Below are 22491 nucleotides of genomic sequence, written 5' to 3' on the forward strand. Positions count from 1 at the left end.
GATGCCACTATTAGGCAAGGATCAAAAAATCTTGCCCATTATGCAGATTCTCACTTTCAAGAAGCTCGGTTAGCTCTTCCCTGACAGGTTGCGCAGCCACCACTAACGCGGCTTGGGAAACAGCCATATAATTAGCTAGTGAAATGACAGGAGTTTTCGTTCCGTTATCAGTTACTATATCTTGAGTGGGCGAAGTTTCTACAAACGCTTTCACCGTAATACCTCGATGCATCATTATTCTAGCAAACGCTTTTGCCATTTGGCCTGTTCCAAATACAAAGAGCGACTTGCCTGAAATACAATATGAAAGCCTACTCCACTTTTCTTCAACGACTAGAGACAGGCCATGCTCAAGATCTCGCGCTGATAAAGAAGCCGTGGTAGAGGAATCGCTTACCCTCATATTAACGAGCACTTTTTCAACGCACCCAAACTTAGCCTTAGCATTAAGCAGCCGCAAAAACAAAACGTAATCTTCAAACATTCTTAAGCAAGGATAACCAACGTTTTGCAACGACGTTGTTTTTGCAAAATAGGTAGTGTGAGGGAAACAGGGCCAATCTAATAGTGTTTTTTGGATAACACTTGGCTCAGATACGCTATTTAGTAATCCTTCTTTCTTAGCTTTAAACTGCTTAAAGCGCGCTGAGTCACGCACGTTTTCGTCATGAGGAAAATAAGAAAGGAAGCATTTAACCAAGTCAAAGCCACCTTCCTCAAGGTGATTTAGCTGCTCTTGGAATCGGGTAGACGAGCTGATGTCGTCTGCGTCCACTTTTGCAATGTATGGCGTGTTTACAAGGGATAATGCTTGATTTAGGCAATAGCCCACGCCTTTGTTCTGGCTGTTTGCAACAAGCTTTATGCGAGCGTCATCGAAACTATTAATAACATCTGTTGTGTTATCGGAAGAGCCATCGTCTATGATAAGCAATTCAAAGTCTTCATAAGTCTGAGACAGAACAGACGCAATAGAGGCGCCAACCCACCTTGAAGCATTGTAGGTTGTCATTAGCGCCGTCACGGTTGCCACTACCTATTGACCTCTAGCTAGTCTAATTTGATTTACTTTGGCCGCTTTTCGTTTGGAATATTCATCTTCACTAATAAACTCTCTACGCATGTCTATTGGCTTTAATCGTGGCATCAACACTAAGCGATCACCACTTTTTAAGACCAGCGCTTTCTCTGAAAGTGGTTCATCGCTAATAATAATGAAATCAGGCCCACCGTAACAATGCCTTCCCTCTCCAACCACAGTAAATTGAGATAGAAACGCTAAATCTAAACTAGGATGCTGCGTGTACTTCTGGAGGAAAATAACGTCCTCTAAGCCAGACATAATAGCAATTACAGCCAAGTCTACTCGAGACAAATCATTTGCTTGTAACGGCTCAAGCGGATTTTTAAAAGCCCCCGGAGATAGTACTGTTACTCCTTTTATAGGCTGCCCAACACACTGGGCTACATCCATCGCAATATTGCACACTGAAGCATCGGTTTTAACTTCTTCATTGTTAATAAGCCAGTTGATGACTATCGGTTTAGCATCCGTCTCTGCTCCCTTCTTAGCTAAATCAAACAAGGGACTAGAGATAAAATAATGAGCCGGCTGCATTTGTAGATTCAAAGGAGAACGACTGAATTCATTTGCTAGGATTTTCTGGCGACGCACTCCAGACAGAGACGAGACAGCATCCTGACCATATTGGTCGTCAGAAATAATCGTAAGGATATCATCAACGTATCGCGCCCAGATATCACTAAGCTCGTTTGCTGCACGTGTCGCAACTTGTTCGTCTGCAAGGTTAAGTAGCTTACTAAACATGCTGTTAATATAGTTGAACGTGCCGTTGAGGTAATAAAAAGCCAATGACTTTTTTCGTTGAAACGAAGAAACAATAAAGTCCCTTTGTTTCAATATGAATTCGTCTATGTCTTCCATAGTCGAAAAAGTCTTTTTTACGACCCCAGTCAAGGCGTTTAATTCCTCAATTAAGCTTTGTGTACTGTATCGATTTCCAAATTCATTGATAAACCAATCACTGTGCTCACTAGTAAATGCAAGGGTGTTTAAAGCAAACTTCGCATTAGCCTTCATTTCAGGAGCAGAGACAAGTAGCACATTCTCCTGTTTCAGTGGTTTGGCTCCAAGTATTCTCGCACCGTCGTTAAGGTTGTAGACCTCGCTAGAGGAAGAAGCAAATACTTGCTCTAAAACGCTTTTCGAAACTTTGAATTCGTATTTGGTTTTTACCCAAGGTTTAAAGTTGCCAGGAATCGCTAATGACATTGCATGGTTAGCTGAATAATCATATAACTCATTACCTTCTACATCGTAATATCCAGAAGACTTTGAGTGATGGTATGAATCACTAACAAAACCCATATCGGTACCAAAAAGATATATTTGGTTGAAACCGATAGTAGTGGCGATATCTGCAGCAAAGTTTGTAACTGTGGGATAGGAAAAGTTCAACGTTGTAAAACCGTGATCCTTCTTAAGCTCTGTGAAGGCCACAGTTGATGCCTCACCCTGCTTAAAGGCCAATAAGGTTTTTCCAAATAGAGCAGCTGCATCGGGATGAACACCGTTACAGCTTAGCAACGTAATTCGCTTTAGATAGTCATGATCATCAACTCTAGTGAGCCAATCGAAGGTAGAACGGTTTGTCTCAATTTCAGCATGATAGTCTGGGCAAATTCCCTGCCGATGTAGTGCTTGAAGCGCTGTTCCACATGATATTATGATCGCCCGTTCAGACTCTTCCTTTAGCGTACCCATTAGTCCGTCTAACGAAGGTCCATTCCCAACAATAAATACCGGAACATCCAACACTTCGGTCGGCAAGAGTTTCTTAACTCTTTTATTAAGAAAAGGGACTTTGTTTTTTAATGCCCATAAAGTATGAGAAATACCGTACTTTGCATTATCAAAGTAATCCCCCATCGCAATAATAACAAGCAATTGCTCACGCAGTTGGGCTACTGCATCAGTAAGCTTCTCATTTACATAGCTCTGATAGAAGAATGTATTTGCCAACACATAAGGGCCAACGGACTGAAATTGAATCAATAAATCATTGGTGAGGTTTGAGCCATCGTCACCAATGTTTAAGTAAAGGCGCTTTTTTCCATCATCAAACGAAGAAATGATATTTGCCCAGTCAATGGAAAATAATGAGGCATAAAAGAAATCTCGATTTGGCTCACAAATAAATAGCATACCAATATCGTGTTCTTTTACTAAGTAGTTAAGCCCATAACCACTGCCAATGCCAAACTGGATGATAGACTTGACCTGAGTGGGTAACGCACTTTGCTTTTCCTGAACATCTTTTAGTACAGACTCACACTCTTCGACAAGCTGATAGTGTAAATACCCTTTTAACTTCTTTCCTTTGTAGCTTAAAAGTAGACCATCTTTGTTCGGCTTTGATGCAAAGGATTTAAAATTTGTTTTCGCATCATCAATTGGTGCACTGGAAAACAGCGCATTAGTTGACTTGTGATAAAGATAAACATCCCCGTCAACGTTAGCGCTTGGCGCCCACTGCTGAGGCTCATAATTTACAAACTCTTCGTATAGGTTCGGGAAGTACTTTTTTAAAGCGACGAGATTACTATTCTTGCGCTCCTCATCTAAATTTGAAGAACGCAACTCCTTGTCATCTTTTAGCGGTGCCCACTGATGAAGGTAACTCTCGCTAATTGAAGTAGTGTTACGAGCAGGTAACCACGACTGCAGTTCATGCCAATCTGATGTCATTAGTTTGCTTTCGAGGTTATTGAACACCGGATTATGCAAATGCTTATAAAAATCTAGTTTATCTACTCCAATATGCTTTTTAAGCTCCAACATATCTTTAGCGAAGTTTGCGCCGTCAGAACCAATTTGAAGATACAAGGCGATGCTTCGTTCTTTCGCGATATTGAGCAATTCTCTCCAATTGAGACTAGACAGCGAACACACAAAATAATCAATATTAGGCTCATAGACCACTATATGTTGATAGCGGCCCTCTCTAATCAAATTCTCAATGTGGTAACCTAACCCCAGCCCCATAACAACCATCGCAGAAACAGATTTCTCATTATCACTAGATAATGAAATGGGAGCCGTGCGAGCGATGTATGCATTGTAGTGAGAGAGAACTTCTAGTTTTGGATGCTCACCATACAACACCTGCCCGGTGTTGTAGTTAATAATATTTAGCTCGCCAAATTTATTACACAGCAAGGTAGATACTGACGAATCATGTTTCTTAATTAGGTCTGCAAGGGTTGGAATAAACCGCTCAAATGCACTCATACTGAGTCGATAGTTTTCCCTAATCTCTTGCGCAAGCGCTCGCTCAATATTTTGCTGCTGTCGCTCATCTTCATGAACGTGAAACTGGATCTGCTGTAACATGGCTATTTATATTTCTTAACGGCTGCACGGCCTCTGGAAAATTTGACCGCTTCTTTTTTAGCGTTATTAAGCAAACCTTGCGCCAGCTCTTCAAGCTTTTGATTTATTTCGAGTTCTTCTTTAGCAAATTTCGATTTTGAGTCGTCGTCTAATCGACGCAGCGCTCGAACAACAACTTTATGGCGTATCTGGGAGAGGTAACGAAAGCGTTCTGTGGAGAACTCTTCACTGGACGACGACAAGCAAGCAGCTAACTCTGTGTTAACTGCCTGAAGGAAAGGTGGAGTTTCGCAATGGTTTAATATTGAATTTTTCAAACAGCTTGTCGTTTTTGACGCTGGGCCTCATACGCTTCCTGTTTCGCTTCTTCAGGAATCTGTACCCATGCATCGCGTATTGGTGTTAATAGGCTAGACACTTCATCCAACATATTCAAGTCGTTGTTAAAATGTGCCTCATTCAAACGTTCTACCATGTAATTGTATAATGCAAACATATTTTCAGCTACTTCACCACCAACCTCTACATCAAGCGTATCTCGCAAATGCATGATTATAGCGCTTGCTTTAGAAATGAAATCCGCCTTAGCCACCAGCTCTTTGCGCTCCATCGCCCCTTTTGCGTAAGCAACTCTATCAAGTGCCCCCTGCAAAAGCATAAGGGTAAGTTTATGCGGATCTGCATTTGCAACGTCCTGTTTTAAGTTCCCTTTACGATAGGCGTTTATACCTTTGAGTGACATAACAACTCCAACTCTACTTTATTTACAACGACGCTAATAACGCTGAACCAGTTTGGTTTAACTGTGCAACGGTTTGGTCGAGGTTTAAATATTTATCCCGAAGAATCTCTTCATAGTTAAGCATACGTAATTCGAGTGTTTCACGCTCATCGTACAGCTCTTCTCGCTCATCTTTAACAGAGCGCTCACGCAAGCTGATTAAACCACTATAAGATGTATATTCTTTTGAAAACTCGTATAAGCGAGTAGCAATACCTTCATCAGAATCAGTAAACAATTTGGCAATCTCGTCGAAGTTATCTTCTAGTGCATCTTCTAGACGATCTTCGCCTGATCCTAAACCAAAATCAGTCGAACCAATTTCTAATTTGCCTTCATCATCGAATTCAATACCAATCTGGAAAAGCCCACCAAGAGCAGAGGAGCTGACGCTATCACCAACAATTGATGCCAATCCGCTCTGGATCCCTCGTAGTAAAGAGTCACCAGCGAGTGCGCCGTCATCTTCTAGCTCAGATTCACCGTATTTGGTTAACGTACCTATTTCATCAATAAGCGCGTTATAGTTATCGACAAAGTCACGGATTTTTTTATCTAAACCTTCTTTGTCATAGCCGATGTCTAGTTTAGTTGCTTGAAATTCTCCAGCTGCGTCTTTCGGAGAAACCTCATTAACATCAAACGAGACGTTTTGAATAGTATTTTCAAACTCATTAGAACTGCTTTGAACTTCAATACCATCAACGTAGGCAATAGCATTACGGGCACTTTCTATATTTGCAGCGCTAATATTGTTAGTGCCACCCGTTGTTGATAGTCGATCTAACTCAGCGGCGCCTGTATCATTTGTGATGACAAGGTCATTACCATCGCCTGTCTCATCTGAGGAAAATACTAGACGAGGTCCAGCGCCTGTTCCGGTGTCAATAATATTGGCCGTAACACCAAAGTTATCATCTGCACTATTAATTTTTTCACGTAACGCTGTAAGTGACATACCTGCAGTAACATCAACAGTGAAACTTTCGCTTCCGCCAACGTCAAACGTAAGCGACCCCGTCCCAGATGTTAGTACTGGATCGCTGCTTGAAGAAAATGCACCTGCATCTGTTGTGATTCTGCTTCCAGCAGCAAGTTGTTCGACAACAATTTCATAGCTGCCGCGAAGCGCTGAATTTGATGCTTCTGCTGAGAGAACATCATCATCTTCGGAAGGATTAGTTATTGTAGGCTCACGACCATTAATTCCGTTGTCACTGCGTAACTCATCAACGGCATCTTTGAAGTCAGAAAGCTTGGATTTAATCTGCCCGAGGCCAGATATCTCAGCCTCTATACGTTCTTCTTTTGCGTTTAAACGCTCCTCTTTGGGCTGACGTTCTGCAGTAAGAAGTTGCTGTACAAGATCGTCAAGAGCAAGGCCTGACCCTACACCTAGAGACTGAATTGTCATACTTTACCTCGTTAAACCTGGTTGTTGATAAACACCCCTACACTGTTCCCAACATCCTGTTGCAGCTCTTGAATGCGTTCGGCTAGTTTTAACACTTCTTCTGAAGGTATCTGCCTAATAACATCACCAGACTGTGAGTCTTTTACCGTTACTACAGAGCGTTTTGTTTCATCGTCTATGGTAAAAGCTAAATCCCTATTCTGAACTTTAAGGAATGATTCAACTTTGGCGACAGCATCATCTAGCTGAGCACCGTTCCTCTCTACTTCCAGGTTATCGGCTTGTTGACTAGAAGCTTGAGCGTTATTTTGTTCGTCAAAATTTACACCTGAAGACTGAGCCTGGTTAGCTTGATTAGCAAGTTGACTTTGTTCTCTAGGTTGCTGCCCATTGCGATTAGCATTCAGTTCAGAAACCGAAGGCGATTCATTTCTCACTGGTGCCAATGGCGTAGTCGATGCAAAAGCTTGGCCACTTTGGGTATTTTGAATTTCCACGTAATACCTCCTTCCTGAAACGACAAAACGGGTCTTTGCCTATCATAGCAAACACCCGTTACATCTCAATCAAGGTAACTAATTAAAGTATAGCTTATCCAAGCAAAGACAGCGCTGTTTGAGGACGCTGGTTTGCCTGACTGAGAACAGAAACAGATGCCTGCTGAATAATCTGATTTCTGGTAAGTTCTGCAGTTTCTGCCGCAAAATCAGTATCACGAATTTGTGAACGAGCAGAAGACAGGTTTTCACTTATATTACTTAGGTTACGAATAGTAGACTGGAAGCGATTTTGCAGCGCACCTAAGTCGGCTCTCACGGCCCCGATTCCAGAGATAGCACCATCAATATCACTAAGTAGTGAAGAGGCGCCAGCTGCAGTCGTTACGTCGTTAGTCGTAATCCCAAGGCCTGTTGCACTAAAGCCGCTAATAGAGCCTAGGTTGCCTGAAGACAAATTAACCGAAATGGTTTGGCCCGCGTTTGCGCCAACTAAGAATTTAGCAGAAAAGTTACCGTCTAGGATGTTCACGTTACCAAACTGTGTGTCTGTAGCGATACGTGAAATTTCTGTACGAAGTGCAGAAACTTCTTTTTGAAGCGCCTGACGGTCGGCTGAACTGTTGATACCATTTTGCGATTGAACTGCCAGTGTACGAATACGCTGTAAGCTTGTAGTTACCTCGCTTAGGGCACCTTCAGCCGTTTGAGATAAAGAAATAGCATCGTTCGCGTTACGAACGGCTTGGTTCAAACCTTGAACCTGAGATGTTAGACGATCTGAGATCTGCAAGCCAGCAGCATCATCTGCTGCACTGTTGATACGGAATCCCGATGAAAGTCTTTCGAACGACGTGTTTAAGCGATCGCTTACGTCAAAAAGCTGACGCTGCGCGTTAAGCGAAGACACATTAGTATTTACAAATAAAGACATTAGATTACCTCCTAGGGATTCGATGGCAAATTTGCTATCATCAAATCCTTCCAGTTCAAATTAGCTGGGTCACTACTCCCAACTAACCCCTCTCTTAAAAGTAAAGTAGATTACCCCTCAACAATAGGTATCGGCAAAGTCTTTAGGTTCTTTAGCTTTTTTTTGTATTTTTTACTCCAATTTTCAAAATAAAAAGTAACTAATTGTTTTAAAAAGAAAAAAATCATCTAGAGCGTTTGAAGAAAATTAGTAATTTTTCGATACATAGCTAAAAGATATCGATAATTGATACTGTAAATAATGTCGGTAAGCGTTAACTAAGATTTCGAACGTGCAATTCAGGATATGAGGAAAGAACCATCAAATTTGCAAGAATGAAAAAGCTGGCACTGTAAATGCTTTAGGAATATCGAACCAACGGCGTTGCTCTACCGTAGTTTGAAATTGGCGAGATGTTTCGGTAAAAATAAAAAAAGGCCGAGACATTCAAATCTCGGCCAATTTGCTCATGTTAGGAGATTGAGCAAATTCAGTTTCTGTCGGCTGGCAGGGTTTAGTAGGATAAACTGGCCTCTCAACCAACACTTCTACACTCTCAGTTCTGTTAGTCGGCGTTTTCTCTAAGGGGCGGCCTAATTGGCCGCTTTCCTTGCTTCAGGGGATGGCCTCTCAACTCCTTCCCAAATTTACGCCTAAAACATGCTTAACGCGTTAGCCTAGTAGAGACAATGCTGCTTGGGGGCGCTGGTTCGCCTGGGCTAAAATTGTTGTACTTGCCTGTTGTAAAATCTGATTACGGCTTAACTCTGCCGTTTCTGTGGCAAAGTCAGCATCTTTAATGCGAGATCTTGCCGCTGAAACGTTTTCTGAAATGTTACTTAAGTTTCTGATGGTAGATTGAAAACGATTCTGTAATGCCCCCAAGTCAGCGCGTAAACCGCCGACAGCAGATATTGCAGTATCGACCGCAGTTAGAAGGCGAGAAGCGCCCTGCTCTGTAAGTACATTATCATCCAAAATTCCCATGCCAGTCGCACTGAAACCATTTATGCCGGCACGTGCTAGTGCTGAACTCGATAGGTTTACAGAAATTGTTTGACCGGCATTAGCGCCTACCAAAAACTTAGCCGAAAAGTCACCTGTTAGAATATCCACACCAGCGAATTGCGTTGTTGTTGAAATACGCGAGATTTCTGTACGCAGTGCAGAGACTTCTTTTTGAAGTGCTAAACGGTCTGCAGAGCTATTAATACCGTTTTGCGATTGAATCGCTAGCGTGCGAATACGTTGAAGTGCTGTCGTCGTTTCCGCCATTGCACCTTCCGCAGTTTGAGCAAGCGAAATACCGTCATTTGCATTACGTACAGCTTGGTTTAAGCCCTGAACTTGCGAAGTCATACGGTCAGTAATCTGAAGACCTGCAGCATCATCAGCAGCGCTGTTGATTCTGAAGCCAGATGATAAGCGCTCAAATGCAGTGCTTAAGTTGTTGCCAGTAGTGAACAATTGACGCTGTGCGTTTAACGATGACACATTGGTATTAACAAATAGACTCATGGGTCTCTCCTAACAGTTTCGAGTGTTGCGCTATTGGTTTTATTATCTGCGCGGTAGTTTAAAATTTTGGCATAACCTGTGCTTTATATAGGTGTCAGAGTAATCTGACGTTTTATCGGCACACTAACCGATGAAACTTGCTATATAGAGAAGTTATTTCTCTTTGCTGGCTGGCGAGTTTGATGTTCCAAACCTCAAACCTCTCACTACCTCCTGGCTTCATTCTCGCCTGTCAGCAGCTCCACCCTTAGCAAACCTTCCTATTTATCGCCACCCAAATCAATTTACTTTAGAACTTTTTGAAATTAATTTTTACACCGATAAAATATTGATTTTAATCACTTTAAAAATAAACAATATAAAATCATCTAGAAGCTTTACCCTTACAAAACCTGAGTTAACTAAGTTTTTTAAGGGATGGAGGATAATTAACAACTTTATCTCCCCTTTGTAATAGTTATCGTCACTTAGGGAAATTTCCTTTAGCTTTTTTTATAAAATTTTTAATTCGTTTTATTTACTTTACAAAAAGATAACTAATTCAATGAGATAGAGGGATTCTTCAATTGCTGGGTGCGTGTTACTAAGCGTTTCTATACTTGGAAGGGTTTTGAAGAATTTAGTAAAATAAAAGCTGTCGTTAAGTGAAAATACCTCTACAAAGTAGGAAGACACTGTGCTGATTATGATAGGCAAAAAAAAGCCGACAATTGTGTCGGCTTTTAGTAAATTAAGTTGAACTAGAGCACTACCTCCTGGCTCCATTCTCGCTTTTTTAACCTAGAAGAGATAGAGCTGCCTGTGGGCGCTGGTTCGCCTGAGATAATACGGTAGTGCTTGCCTGCTGTATGATCTGGTTACGCGTCAAGTTCGCAGTTTCTGTAGCGAAATCTGTATCTTTAATCTGCGAACGTGCAGCAGATACATTTTCTGAGATATTGCTTAAGTTACGAATGGTAGATTGGAAACGGTTTTGAAGCGCACCCAAATCAGCACGAAGGCCACCAATCGCTGAGATAGCGTTGTCGATAGACGCCATCATTGAAGAAGCATTCTCACTAGTTAATACGTCATTCCCTGATCCCGTGATCCCTAAACCAGTTGCACTAAAGCCATTTACGTTGGCTCGAGTTAACGCTTGACTCGATAGGTTTACAGAAATCGTCTGCCCTGCGTTTGCACCTACAAGGAATTTAGCAGAGAAATCACCTGAAAGGATGTTTACACCTGCAAACTGGGTAGTCGTAGAAATACGCGAGATTTCAGTACGTAGTGCAGATACTTCTTTCTGCAGAGCAACACGGTCAGCAGAGCTGTTAATACCGTTTTGTGATTGTACCGCTAGAGTACGAATACGCTGTAACGCAGTCGTAGTTTCAGAAAGCGCACCTTCAGCAGTTTGCGACAGTGAAATCGCATCGTTTGCGTTACGTACAGCTTGGTTAAGTCCTTGGACTTGTGAAGTCATTCGGTCGGTAATCTGTAGACCTGCAGCATCATCAGCAGCGCTGTTGATACGGAAGCCTGAAGAAAGGCGCTCAAAAGACGTACTCAAAGAATTACTAACATCAAAAAGCTGACGCTGGGCATTCAATGAGGATACATTGGTATTAACGAACATAGACATAAAGTCTCTCCTACACTCTCAGTCCAGCGTGCGCTGGCTGTCGGCATTGCCGACGTTTTGTTTTAGTAGTCATCAAGACCTGAGGGGTAATTGATGAACTGGCTCTCTCAGAGACTGTATCGACAAGATGTAAATTCCCTTTAGAAAAAATTACGTTTTTTGCCGATAAGCGGTAAGATATTGCCGCTACATTGAACACAATTCATTTATAAGTGGCGGATTTTTAAAGGAGATTTAGAGTGCAAAAAAAATGAAATTATTCGATTTAAAACGTATCTCTAAGCCTGCTGCGCATAGTGCCTTTACAGATCTCATAGAAAACCCCTTCGACGAAAGTAGAAAGACGTTACTGTGTTGCTATCGCCAAGCGACTAATCATATTAGCGCAGACGGTTTGCTGGTGGTGCTAACTGTCGATAAGAAAACTTTCCGAGTTTTAGCAAGAATTCGTATACAAGAACACAATGCTGATCTTAGAGATCCAAAGTTTTCATTTGATGGCAAACGGCTAATACTAAGTACCTACGCGAAAACCTATTTAGATAATGGAAAAATGGTGTCTAAAATGCGGACCTATTTTTCCACCACGGGCCTATCTTGGTCTGGAAGTAATAGTTACGGTAAAAGCGGTTGGTGGCTTTGGAATCATAATTGGTTGGGTAATGAAGCCTATGGATTTGCTTATAATCGACCATCCAATAAGTTGTCGCTCTACAAAGGCGATCCTACACGTACAATGCAACTGCATAAAGATGATGTTTTCAACTTGAACAAGCAAGGCAAAGGCTATCCCAACGAAAGCACCATTTTGTTTGATAATGAAGGTAATGCCTCTGTATTTTTAAGACGAGACGCCGATTCATTTAGCGCGCAATTTGGAACGTCTAAACCACCTTACACTAAATGGACATGGCATGATTTAGGGATATATATCGGTGGACCAGTGGCTGTAGCACTTAGCGCTAACATGTTTATTGTCGCTGGAAGACATGTCGACTGGGTGACTCGCAAGTTTTCCACCAAGATATGGTTATTTAACAAAGAATCAAAGGAACTCAAAGAACTACATACACTACCGAGTGGTGGGGATACGAGCTATCCTGGGCTAGTAGTAGAAAACGACAATCTGTATGTCTCCTACTACTCTTGCCATATCGACAATGAAGCGAGAGTGTACATGGCGCATCTAACAGGCGTTGATACATTAACCAATTAACACCTCTAGATATAATTAAATAGCGATAAGTTACTTACTTGAGGGAATGTCGCTAATGCAGCACTCAACGCAGTCTCTTGCTTCGCAAACTCTGTAGATGCTTCAGCGTAGTCCACATCTTGAATGGAAGATCGCTGTGCTTTCGCTGCGATTTCCATATCTAAATTACTTTCGTAGGTACTTTCTGCAATATTCAAGCGACTACCTATCGATGCGCGCTCTAAGGAAAGCTTTTCAAGCCCGTTATCTAGACCCACTAAGGCATCGGCTATCGATTCCTGAAGTGCTGAATTATCAATAGTAGAGTCCATTAGAATGGTTTGGATTTCGTGGATTGATTGCGCCATGCTTTTTTTCTCTGGCGCATCGAATGACAAGTCGATGCTATCACCAGGTGCTGCTGTAGCATTAAACTCCATTCCTTTAATAGTAAAGGGCTGCCCTGAACTATAGGCGACAGAATCAACTACGACACCGGTTCCTTGGTTGACTAATTCTGCTTGACCTGTAGCAAGAAAATTAATGCGATAATCATTATTTGCCGCATTGACCGGGTCGTAATTCTTGTCAAAAAAGGTATCAAATGTTCCTTGCTGCTTCACCTCAGCTGTATTTACAGTAGCACCGGTAGTGCCATCAACTGAAAACTTGAATCGCGATAGCACGTTTTCAAAAACTTCATATCCGTTACTGGTTGATTGAATCTTAGAGCTATTCGATAGCTGGACAAAGCTCACACCTGGGTCACCTGCAAACGTTATGGCATTTCCCGCTGCAGCAGGGTTATATTCGAATGCTTGATTACCCGACTGGTAACCTGCATACAGGTAATTTCCGTCGGCATCTTGTGTGTTCATTAAATCAAACACCTCAAGCTTAATTTGTTCTAATTCTGCACCAATTGCGCGCTTATCTGGATCAGACAAGATACCATTACCGGACTGAACTATCAGTGTGCGGGCGCGATTGATAGAGTCGGTAATGTTTGTAAGCACAGCCTCTTGCTGCTCAAGCGACCCGGTTACCAAATCATTATTACGTTGAAACTGGGTAAGCTCATCAATTTCTTCGGTTAAGCGCAGTACTTTCGCTGCCCCGACAGGGTCATCGCTGGGCGTGATTATGCGCTTACCTGAAGCGAGCTGCTCTTGGGTTTTCGCCAAGTCGCCCTGATTTTGCATAATCGAGCGCATGTTTTGATCATAAATTTGATTCGTTGATATACGCATAAATCACCTACCTTGCTGACTGCAAAATGGTATTAAATAATTCTTGAGCCGTAGACAAAATACGTGCTGCCGCCGCATAGCTTTGCTGATACTTTATCAAGTTAGCAGCTTCTTCGTCTAAGCTAACGCCCGACACTGACTCAAACCAATTTTCAGACTGTACTTTCATCGCTTCAGCCGAAGCCAATGAGACGCTAGCCATTGATGCATCTTCACCAATACGCCCAACCATAGACGCATAGGCATCTTGAAACGTTCTTGGCGTATTGGTTGCTTCACTACTCACCTGAACTTTGTTTTCATTTTGAAGAGCAGCTAAATTAAGCGCATTGCTGTTATCGTTGAAACCATCTGTATTATAGCTAATAGAAAAGCTATCGCCTGCTTTTGGCACACCGTCTAAGCTTAGATCAAAACCGGGATCAGGACTTATTCCCGCTTGACTGATAAGGTTCGTTAAATCCGTTGTACCCGTTACAGTAGCTAAAACCGTCCCGCTTCCATCTAACACTTCATAGGTATCTGCAGCCGTAAAGCTAATTTGAGCGGGCGCTGAATTTAAAAGGCCACCCGCTCCATCAAAAGCAGAGGTTCCCACTTCCGTATTTGAAACAGTTACATCTATTACGTTAGCGCTGCCTAGGTTTGTGCTGTCAGCCCCTGCTCTCATCGGATTAGCGAAGGCTAAATCTTCTGGGCGATTTGTATCTAAACTTATATTTGAAGCCACATCTTTAGTTGGTTGAATCAAAAACTCGTTACCCACGGTGTAGGGATCGCTTCCTGAAAAATCTATTTCAATGCCGCCAGGGAGTTCATTAAAACCGGAGGTTACTGCAAAGTTAGAGAAAATAATGTCATTGCCAGAACCGTCTTTTTTAGGCGTGCCGTCTGGGTTTAAAAACGTAATTTCAATTTCACTGGGTACACCAGCGGCAACGGCGGTGACTTCGATTTTATAGTCGGCGTCAGTTAATTCAGCGCCCTTGCCTTCAGTTATCTGTGCTGTAACTACGTAATCGCCATTGGTGTCTTCGTAGGCTAAGCCTCTGAATGAAGGAATGTCGAAAATGTTACCGCCAATTTGACCATCTAAATCCATACCCAGTTTATTTTGCGTATTCATTGCATCGGCAAAAGCGACAGAGAGCTGACCTACATCACGCATTGTTGGCCCTAACACTTCATTACGGTACTTGAACAAGCCACCTAAGGACCCGCCTAAGTCATCTTCTATTACACGTATCGACGTATCGTTTTTGGTTTGTGAGCCGAAATTTGTTTCCAGCTTGATTTCTTTGGTTGTTAGGTCTGCATTAGAACTTAACTCAAAAAGATTAAATGCACCGTTTTCAAGAACAAGCGACTCGCCCGATGTTAGGTTAATAGTAACGGCGCCATTTTGTGTAGTGCTCTCTTTAACCGTAATCCCCATAATTGAGGCAAGTTCGTCTATGGCCTGATCTCGCTCATTAAGTAAAGCGGTTGGCTGATCGCTCGTATTATTGCCATTTGCAATAACGATATTGCGATTCAGATCGCCAATATTTCCAATTAGCGTATTGGCTCTATTTACCATTGAAGTGACCTCTAAATTGAGCTCTTCTTCTTTTTCCAGCATGTAATCCGACAAGGTTCTCATGCGGTTATAGAGGGATTCAGATTTGCTTAGTACCTGTTCACGAGATGCTAGGTTTGTTGGATCATCAGCGGCGGTTTGTAGGGCTGAAAAGTATTCACTCAGGCCTTGAGAAATTGAGTTCGCTTCACTGGCTAGTAGGTTATCAATTGCTGTAGTTTTATTAGAAAAAGCTTCGAGTTCACCTACTGCGGTGATATCGCGGCGTAGCTGATTTTGAGCAAATACGTTGATAATACGTTCAGTATTGCCAATCTCAACACCAAATACTTGGCTATTTTGAAGCTCGGTGCGTTCGCGAACATAGCCAGGCGTGTTGACGTTGGCGATATTGTTACTTGTCGTTTGCAACAGCTTGCTACTAGCGTTTACGCCGCTTGTAGCTAATGAATATAAATCAACAGAACTCACTGTATTCTCCTCACCTATAACCCCTAACTATGGCTTTAAACTATGGCATCAACGAACTAAGACGTTCGCTGTTATACACGGCCATTATTTTGCTCGCGTAGTCAGGGTCGGTAGCGTAGCCCGCTTCTTGAAGCGCACTTGTATAGCGCGTAGCATCAGAAGCATTTTCCACAGCATGGCTATAGCGAGGCTGTGTGGTAATAAAACGTCCGTAATCTTCCATCGCATCTTCTACCGATGAGTAAGACCTAAACGCTGCTTTTTGTTTTTGAGGCAGCCCATTGTTAAATTCTAATGTATCCACCACAGCTTGCTCGCCTTGCCAACCTTTATTGGCCTTTATGCCAAACAGATTATGCGAACTAGTGCCATCGGATTTGTGAATAACAAATTTTCCCCAGCCTGTTTCTACAGCAGCCTGGGAAATGATTGCTTTTGGATCCATGCCGTATTTCTCCGCCACTTTCTCGGCAATAGGCATAAGGCTCTCAACAAACTGTTCTGGGCTTTCGAACATGGCGTCTTTTTGTGCCGACTGGCTTTTTATCGAGTTAGAGGAAAGCGCTATGTCTTGTGCCTCAGCAACCTTGTATTCACGATTCCTATTTAGCGATGAAATATCACCGTCACTTCTTATGACACTCGCTGGCGTATAGCTATCTTCGGTCTGACCCAGCTGTTTCACAATTACATCAGCTAAACCCAGGCCCCCGCCTGATGTTAAATCTGTAGCCAGCTGCTGGTCGTGCATATCGCGGTAAAACTTCACTTGTTGAGAATTGAACGGGCTATTCTCATCGGCAAGCGCATCTTGCGCTTTACGCATAGATTTCAACATCATTTGCACAAATATCGCTTCAAACTGCTGGGCAGCTTCTTGCAATACCGTCTCATCGCCTGACGCAATGGCTTCGCGCATTTTGTTAATACTGCCCATATCATGGACATTGCGCGCCATATCAAGCTGATTTTTTGTGCTAAGTGATTCCATCGTATTTATTCCGTTGTAACCCGTTTTATTCCCACCAGATGCTGTTAAAAACTGTTCGCTTTAGATAATTACAAGTTCACCGCGTAAAGCCCCCGCTTGACGCAGTGCCTCTAAAATTGCCATCAAGTCGCCCGGTGCCGCGCCTACTTCGTTAACTGCACGCACTAACTGGTCGAGGGTAACGCCAGGCTCAAACTTAAACATTCTGCTATCAGCCAAGTCCACATCAACAATAGATTGGGTGGTTATGGCAGTTTGGCCATCTGCAAATGCATTAGGCTGCGTCACCTGTTGATTCTCAGAAATAGTCACCGTTAAGCCGCCATGGGTAATTGCTGCTGGTAATAAGCGAACGTCACTACCAATCACAATGGTGCCTGTTCGGCTGTTTATCACTACGCGCGCTGGCGCATCAGCTGGTGTAAATTCAAAGTTCTCCAGCGTTGCCAAAAAGCCTACACGCTGACCTACATCCCGCGGGGCTGTAACCCGTACAGATGCGGCATCAATAGGCTTTGCAATGATGTAGCCATTTTCAGGTTGTGCGCCTAAGCGCTCGTTAATAGTGTCAGCTAGCGCTTTTGCCGTTGAAAAGTCTGGATAATGAAGGTTGAGGGTTAGGGTATCGCCATTGGCAAACCCGCTAGGAACCGATTGTTCAACCATGGCGCCGTTCGGAATCCTGCCAACCGTAGGTGTATTCACAACAATGCGAGAACCGTCTCCACCCTGTGCGCCGAAACCGCTCACTACCAAGCTTCCTTGTGCTACCGCATAGACTTTGCCATCTACACCACGAAGAAACGTTTGAAGAAGTGTTCCACCTTGAAGGCTTGATGCTTCGCCTACTGACGAAACCGTGATATCAATAGTTTGACCTGGTTTTGCAAACGCAGGCAATTCAGCATGAACAGCCACCGCCGCAACATTTTTGATTTTGGGTTTAGTATTAGCATCTAAACTAATACCAAAGTTACTCAGCATAGTTCTAAAACTCTGCTCGGTGAATGGACTTTGCTCCCCAGTACCAGGTAAACCGACGACAAGACCATACCCCACTAATTGGTTGCTACGTACGCCCTGTATGCTCGCTAAGTCTTTAATACGCTGCGCCGCTGCTTGCGAAGATAAAAGCAGTGCAAATACGGCTAATACGACTGAAAATAAACGCATGTCCACTCTCCTACCAAAGCCTAAAGAGGCCACCAAGTTGAATCAAAGAACTTAGTTAACCAGCCCTTTTCCTGTGCTCTTGCAAAAGTACCCGTGCCTGAATATTGAATGCGAGCATTGGCTACCTTCGTAGACACAATTTCATTTTCCGGGCTGATATCTGCAGGGCGAATAATGCCAGTAAGGCGAATATACTCATCACCATGATTCAGCGTTAGCCACTTCTCACCGCGAATAACTAAGTTACTGTTTGGCAGCACATCCACCACCGTAACTGAAATAGCACCGTCTAAGCTGTTGCTTTGGTTTGCTGCTGCATCACCGGTAAAATCGCGTGACGAGCCAATTCCTAATTGGATAGATTGACCGCCAATATTTACCGCTTGGCCGCCAAGCCCCGTTATCGTATCTAGATTTACATTGGTATCTTTGGCAGTAGAAGTATCTGCAGATTTACTCGCGGAAGTACTCTCGTTAAGGGTGACAGTAATAATGTCGCCTACTCTTCTCGCGGTAACATCCGAATACAAACTGTTAGCCATGTGGGAGCGGAATAGCGAGCCGTCTTCTACCACTGTCTCACGCGGGTAATCTGGCACTACTGGCGCAAACGAGGGATCATTTGCCTGAACAGGAGGCTCGTTTGTACTGGCGCAACCGCCAAGTAAAAGTAATGCAACAGATAAACCTAAAATACGCATGGCGCTACCTACTAAAGTTGCTGAATAACCTGACCAAGCATTTGGTCAACTGACGAGATAACTTTTGAGTTCATCTCATACAAACGCTGGCTTTCGATCAGGTTTACTAGTTCTTCGGTCACGTTCACGTTAGATGTCTCTAACGTGCCTTGAGAGATATAACCCAAACCTTGTAAGCCAGGGATCCCCTGAATAGGCGCGCCGCTTGACGCTGTCTCTACATAAAGGTTTTGTCCGGTAGGCTGAAGCCCCGTCGGATTCACAAAGTCAGAAATATTTAACTGCCCCAATACCTGAGGTTCAGCTTGACCGCGGATGCTCACGCTGATTTCACCATCTTGAGAAATAGTAATTTGCTGTGCATCTTCAGGAACTGCAATTTCAGGCTGAAGCAAGAAACCAGCGCCAGAGGTAACAATTTGCCCTTGGTCGTTTAAGGAAAATTGACCATTTCTTGAGTAAGCAATCGTGCCGTCGGGCTGCAAAATTTCAAAATAACCACGACCTTGAATTGACATATCCAACGCATTTTCAGTGGTGAGTAAGTTGCCCTGCGTATGTGCTTTTTGCGTAGCGACCACTTTTGAACCTGAACCAAGCATTAGTCCAGATGGTAGTTCGGTGTCAGCAGAAGAACGACCGCCTGGCTGATTGATATTCTGATAAAGCAAATCTTCAAATACTGCGCGGTCTTTTTTAAAGCCTACAGTTGATGCGTTTGCTAAGTTGTTAGACACCACTGCCACATCGGTTTGTGCGGCGTCTAGTCCGGTTTTACTTATCCATAGTGCTGGATGCATGTTAACCTCCGACGTTGCTCAAAGGGCAACGGTGTTTAAAATTCATTTACAGTATGCGCAGTAACTGGTTACCGCGAGTATCAAGCTCTTCCGCTTGCTTCATCATTTTGACTTGTAGTTCGTAGTGACGTTGAAGACTTATCATGTCTACCATCTCTTCAACGGCATTTACGTTAGAACCTTCAAGCATGCCAGACATTACTTTGACGTTGGCATTGGCTTGCGCTATTGAGCCATCTTCCATTCTAAATAAGCCATCGGTGCCGCGCTCCATATCCGCGTAGTTTGGAGAAACTAGCTTGAGACGTCCTACTTCCTCGATAACATTGGCTGGGGCGCCTAGCTGTCTCATGGACAAGGTGCCATCAGCGGCAATGTTTAGGTTATCAAGAGGCACAGGTAAAAAAATCGGCCCGTTGTCGCCTAGCACCACACGGTCGTGAATGTCTGTCAAAATTCCGTCATCGCCTAGTTTGAAGTTGCCATCACGGGAATAAGCTTCTTGACCATTTTGATCTTGTACCGCAAACCAACCATCCCCTTGAATGGCCACATCTAAATCTCGCTCCGTTTTAATCATTGGACCCGACTCATAATTGTTAGACGGGCTTTCAGTCATAGAAAACACGCGGGTTGGCAAACCTTCACCGTAAGCCGGCATCGATCTCGCTTGCTCTAATTGAGCTCTAAACCCGGTTGTCTGTGCGTTAGCTAAGTTATTGGCCCTAATCCCCGTTGCTAAGAGATCTTGGGATGCGCCACTCGATGAAATATAGAGAAGTTTGTCCATGACTGACTTTTGACTCTGATTAAACCTTAAACAAGATTTTGCAAAGGCGATGCCAATCTGTGGATTTTTAACTCAGGTAGAAAATATGAAAGGTATTAAATTGATATTTAAAGAAAAATAAAAGAGCCGCTGTTGTGCGGCTCTTGTAAATATCGGCAATAATGGAGGCCTTATACGCCAATGTATTGCCGCTTTTATATTCTAATAAACGGCGCTTTACCTTAACTATCGAATATTCAGAATAGTCTGGTTCAGTGAGTTATTAACTTCGAGCGCTCTTGAGTTAGCCTGGAAGTTACGCTGAGCAATGATCATGTCAATAAGCTCGGTTGTCAGGTTAACGTTGGCTTGTTCAAGGGCCGATGAATTAATTTCACCGAAAGTACCGGTGGTTGCTTCACCCGCTAGCGCCTCACCGGAAAGAATACTCTCTTTCCACTGCGTGCTACTTTCTTGCGTTAGTCCCTGCTCATTAGAGAAACGAACTAGCGCAACACGAACAATAGGCTCAGAGGTTCCGTTAGAGAAGGTAGCGCGAACTAAGCCATCAGGGCCGATATCGATACCTGTTAGGCGGCCCACTGGCAGACCATCTTGTTCTAGTGAGGTTACTTCAAAGGCTGAAGCAAACTGAGTCGGTTCATTAGGTGTAGCGCTATTTACATCAAGATTAAAATCTATGCTTATCTGCTGCGTAGGATCCGAACCATTTGCAAGAATACCCGCACCTAGTGCTTCAGTTTGCATTTTAAAGTCTAGCGTAGGTAAGCCATCTGGCGTTTCCATCCCAGAGAAATCACCACCTTGAGAGAAAATAAGTTTAGATGCGGTTACGGCATTGCCTGTATTACCGCCCACCGAGTTAACTGCTGTAGTAGGGTCAGTATCAGCGCCTGTAGAATCTGTCATATCGACGAGGGTATCGTCTATTGCAGTCGCAACGTACCACTCGTTATCAACCCCTACCGTGTTGTCTTTAATGAAGTAATACGTCATTACGTGACTATCACCTAAAGAATCATATACCGTCACCGATGTTGCGGCGTTGTAGGTAAGTGGATCTTCCGGGTCAAAATCTTGCGGATCTAACGCAGCATCCCCTGCAGGTAAGTTCATACGAATATCAACTTCTGTGGTTTGCGCAGGTGAACCTGATGAATCTGGAATTCGCACTGGTTCAGTCGTACTTAGTGCAACTGATGCGCTTGTACCGTCAGAGTTTACTGGGAACCCCAGAAGGTTGTCACCGTTACTGTTAACCACAAAGTTATCACTATCTAACTTAAACTGCCCGGCACGAGTGAACGAGAAATCCCGTGACGTAATTTCAGGTACGGTAGCAAAGAAGCCGTTACCCGTAATCGCAAGGTCAAGCGATGTATTGGTAAACTGAAGGCTACCTTGGGAAAATTGCTGTGCAACTTCTTGAGTAAGAACACCGTCACCCACTTTGGTTTTACCACCTGACAGCAGTGATGCCGCATAAACGTCGCCAAATTCAGCTCGTGATTCTTTAAAGCCAACCGTATTAACGTTTGCGATGTTGTTGGCGGTTACATCCAAATCTTTTTGTGCGGCCGATACGCCACTCAGTGCAATATTAAAAGACATTATTGATTCTCCTACTAACTGCCGATTTGGATGACGTCATCAAGATTGATACTGACATCACCATCCAAATTCAAAATTACGCCCTGACCACTGCCGGCCAAGCTGACACTTCCAACGTGACGATTGACGGCAGTATTCAGCTGAACACCTTCACCGTTTAGTTCGCCAGTGGCGCTGATAACATATTCACCAGGTTCCATTTGGTTGCCATGTTTATCTTTGCCATCCCATTCAAACTCAATGTTGCCTGCACTTTGTGTACCTGCATCAATGGTTTTAATTACTTCTCCAAACTGGTTCTCAATGTTTATTGTCATGTTTTGAACCGTTTGCTCGTTTACAATAACGCCTGAGAGCCCTTCCCCTTCGTTCGCCATGTAACCGACATTACCTTGAACTAGCACGTTTTGTCCGATGAGACTCGATGCCTGCAGTGCTTGATTAGATGTCATTGAAGCCGCAAACGATTCGAATTTCTCGTTAAGCTGGGAGATGCCGTCAGCCATCGTAAATGACGTCATCTGGGCCACCATCTGATCGTTATCAACCGGTGCCGTAGGATCCTGATTGGCAAGCTGTTCCGTCAACATCGAAAAGAAATCTTCTTGGGTTAGCTGCTGCTCGGTACCATCGGCAACTTTTACAGTTTCTTCCTGCCAGTACAGGTCCGTATTTAAGCCGGTGTTATTTATGGTGTTCACTGATT

General features: G+C 43.4%; 19 protein-coding genes. 1 reads left to right on the forward strand and 18 read right to left on the reverse strand.

Annotated features, from left to right (window positions below; all coding sequences use genetic code 11):
* Positions 1–10 precede the first annotated feature (10 nt).
* The 9 genes from ACXACS_RS16735 to ACXACS_RS16775 form a co-directional block, all read right to left on the reverse strand.
* A complete protein-coding gene (locus tag ACXACS_RS16735; RefSeq protein WP_474808252.1) occupies positions 11–1033 on the reverse strand; it encodes a glycosyltransferase family 2 protein in 1023 nt (340 codons plus the stop codon).
* Between the two features lie 3 nt (positions 1034–1036).
* Positions 1037–4312, reverse strand: coding sequence for a motility associated factor glycosyltransferase family protein (locus ACXACS_RS16740; RefSeq protein WP_474808254.1), 3276 nt, complete (start codon positions 4310–4312; stop codon positions 1037–1039).
* Positions 4313–4416: 104 nt separating this feature from the next.
* A complete protein-coding gene (locus ACXACS_RS16745) occupies positions 4417–4731 on the reverse strand; it encodes a hypothetical protein (protein ID WP_474808256.1) in 315 nt (104 codons plus the stop codon).
* Positions 4728–5156, reverse strand: coding sequence for a flagellar export chaperone FliS (gene fliS, locus ACXACS_RS16750; RefSeq protein ID WP_474808258.1), 429 nt, complete (start codon positions 5154–5156; stop codon positions 4728–4730). Before fliS ends, ACXACS_RS16745 begins: the two co-directional genes overlap by 4 nt.
* Positions 5157–5178: 22 nt before the next feature.
* On the reverse strand, positions 5179–6609 hold the full coding sequence (fliD, locus tag ACXACS_RS16755; protein ID WP_474808259.1) for a flagellar filament capping protein FliD: 1431 nt from the start codon (positions 6607–6609) through the stop codon (positions 5179–5181).
* Positions 6610–6620: 11 nt separating this feature from the next.
* A complete protein-coding gene (locus ACXACS_RS16760; RefSeq protein ID WP_474808261.1) occupies positions 6621–7106 on the reverse strand; it encodes a flagellar protein FlaG in 486 nt (161 codons plus the stop codon).
* A 94-nt stretch (positions 7107–7200) separates the two neighbouring features.
* On the reverse strand, positions 7201–8040 hold the full coding sequence (locus ACXACS_RS16765) for a flagellin N-terminal helical domain-containing protein (RefSeq protein WP_474808262.1): 840 nt from the start codon (positions 8038–8040) through the stop codon (positions 7201–7203).
* 711 nt (positions 8041–8751) lie between these two features.
* On the reverse strand, positions 8752–9597 hold the full coding sequence (locus tag ACXACS_RS16770) for a flagellin N-terminal helical domain-containing protein (RefSeq protein ID WP_071950965.1): 846 nt from the start codon (positions 9595–9597) through the stop codon (positions 8752–8754).
* A gap of 775 nt (positions 9598–10372) precedes the next feature.
* Entirely contained in the window at positions 10373–11224 is an 852-nt protein-coding gene (locus ACXACS_RS16775) for a flagellin N-terminal helical domain-containing protein (RefSeq protein ID WP_474808263.1), read from the reverse strand.
* 250 nt (positions 11225–11474) lie between these two features.
* Between ACXACS_RS16775 and ACXACS_RS16780 the strand changes: the two genes are divergently transcribed.
* A complete protein-coding gene (locus tag ACXACS_RS16780; protein ID WP_474808264.1) occupies positions 11475–12440 on the forward strand; it encodes a hypothetical protein in 966 nt (321 codons plus the stop codon).
* 5 nt (positions 12441–12445) lie between these two features.
* Here the strand turns inward: ACXACS_RS16780 and flgL are convergent, their stop codons facing one another.
* From flgL to flgD, 9 genes are all read right to left on the reverse strand, one after another.
* Positions 12446–13669: a flagellar hook-associated protein FlgL gene (gene flgL / locus ACXACS_RS16785; protein WP_474808266.1), complete on the reverse strand. Its 1224-nt coding sequence runs from the start codon at positions 13667–13669 to the stop codon at positions 12446–12448.
* Between the two features lie 7 nt (positions 13670–13676).
* Positions 13677–15719 carry a flagellar hook-associated protein FlgK gene (gene flgK / locus ACXACS_RS16790; RefSeq protein WP_474808268.1) on the reverse strand — a complete coding sequence of 681 codons (2043 nt, stop codon included), beginning with the start codon at positions 15717–15719 and terminating at the stop codon, positions 13677–13679.
* Positions 15720–15759: 40 nt separating this feature from the next.
* Positions 15760–16710, reverse strand: coding sequence for a flagellar assembly peptidoglycan hydrolase FlgJ (flgJ, locus tag ACXACS_RS16795; RefSeq protein WP_474808269.1), 951 nt, complete (start codon positions 16708–16710; stop codon positions 15760–15762).
* 60 nt (positions 16711–16770) lie between these two features.
* On the reverse strand, positions 16771–17883 hold the full coding sequence (locus ACXACS_RS16800; RefSeq protein WP_474808271.1) for a flagellar basal body P-ring protein FlgI: 1113 nt from the start codon (positions 17881–17883) through the stop codon (positions 16771–16773).
* Between the two features lie 20 nt (positions 17884–17903).
* A complete protein-coding gene (gene flgH / locus ACXACS_RS16805; RefSeq protein WP_474808273.1) occupies positions 17904–18584 on the reverse strand; it encodes a flagellar basal body L-ring protein FlgH in 681 nt (226 codons plus the stop codon).
* Between the two features lie 11 nt (positions 18585–18595).
* Positions 18596–19384: a flagellar basal-body rod protein FlgG gene (flgG, locus tag ACXACS_RS16810; protein WP_039223165.1), complete on the reverse strand. Its 789-nt coding sequence runs from the start codon at positions 19382–19384 to the stop codon at positions 18596–18598.
* Between the two features lie 46 nt (positions 19385–19430).
* Positions 19431–20174 (reverse strand): flagellar basal body rod protein FlgF, encoded by a 744-nt coding sequence (locus ACXACS_RS16815; protein WP_474808275.1) that lies wholly within the window; start codon positions 20172–20174, stop codon positions 19431–19433.
* Between the two features lie 225 nt (positions 20175–20399).
* A complete protein-coding gene (flgE, locus tag ACXACS_RS16820) occupies positions 20400–21785 on the reverse strand; it encodes a flagellar hook protein FlgE (protein WP_474808276.1) in 1386 nt (461 codons plus the stop codon).
* Positions 21786–21799: 14 nt separating this feature from the next.
* A complete protein-coding gene (gene flgD / locus ACXACS_RS16825) occupies positions 21800–22486 on the reverse strand; it encodes a flagellar hook assembly protein FlgD (protein ID WP_474808278.1) in 687 nt (228 codons plus the stop codon).
* Positions 22487–22491 lie beyond the last annotated feature (5 nt).

The sequence above is a fragment of the Alteromonas sp. AWM4_230 genome (assembly GCF_056158305.1).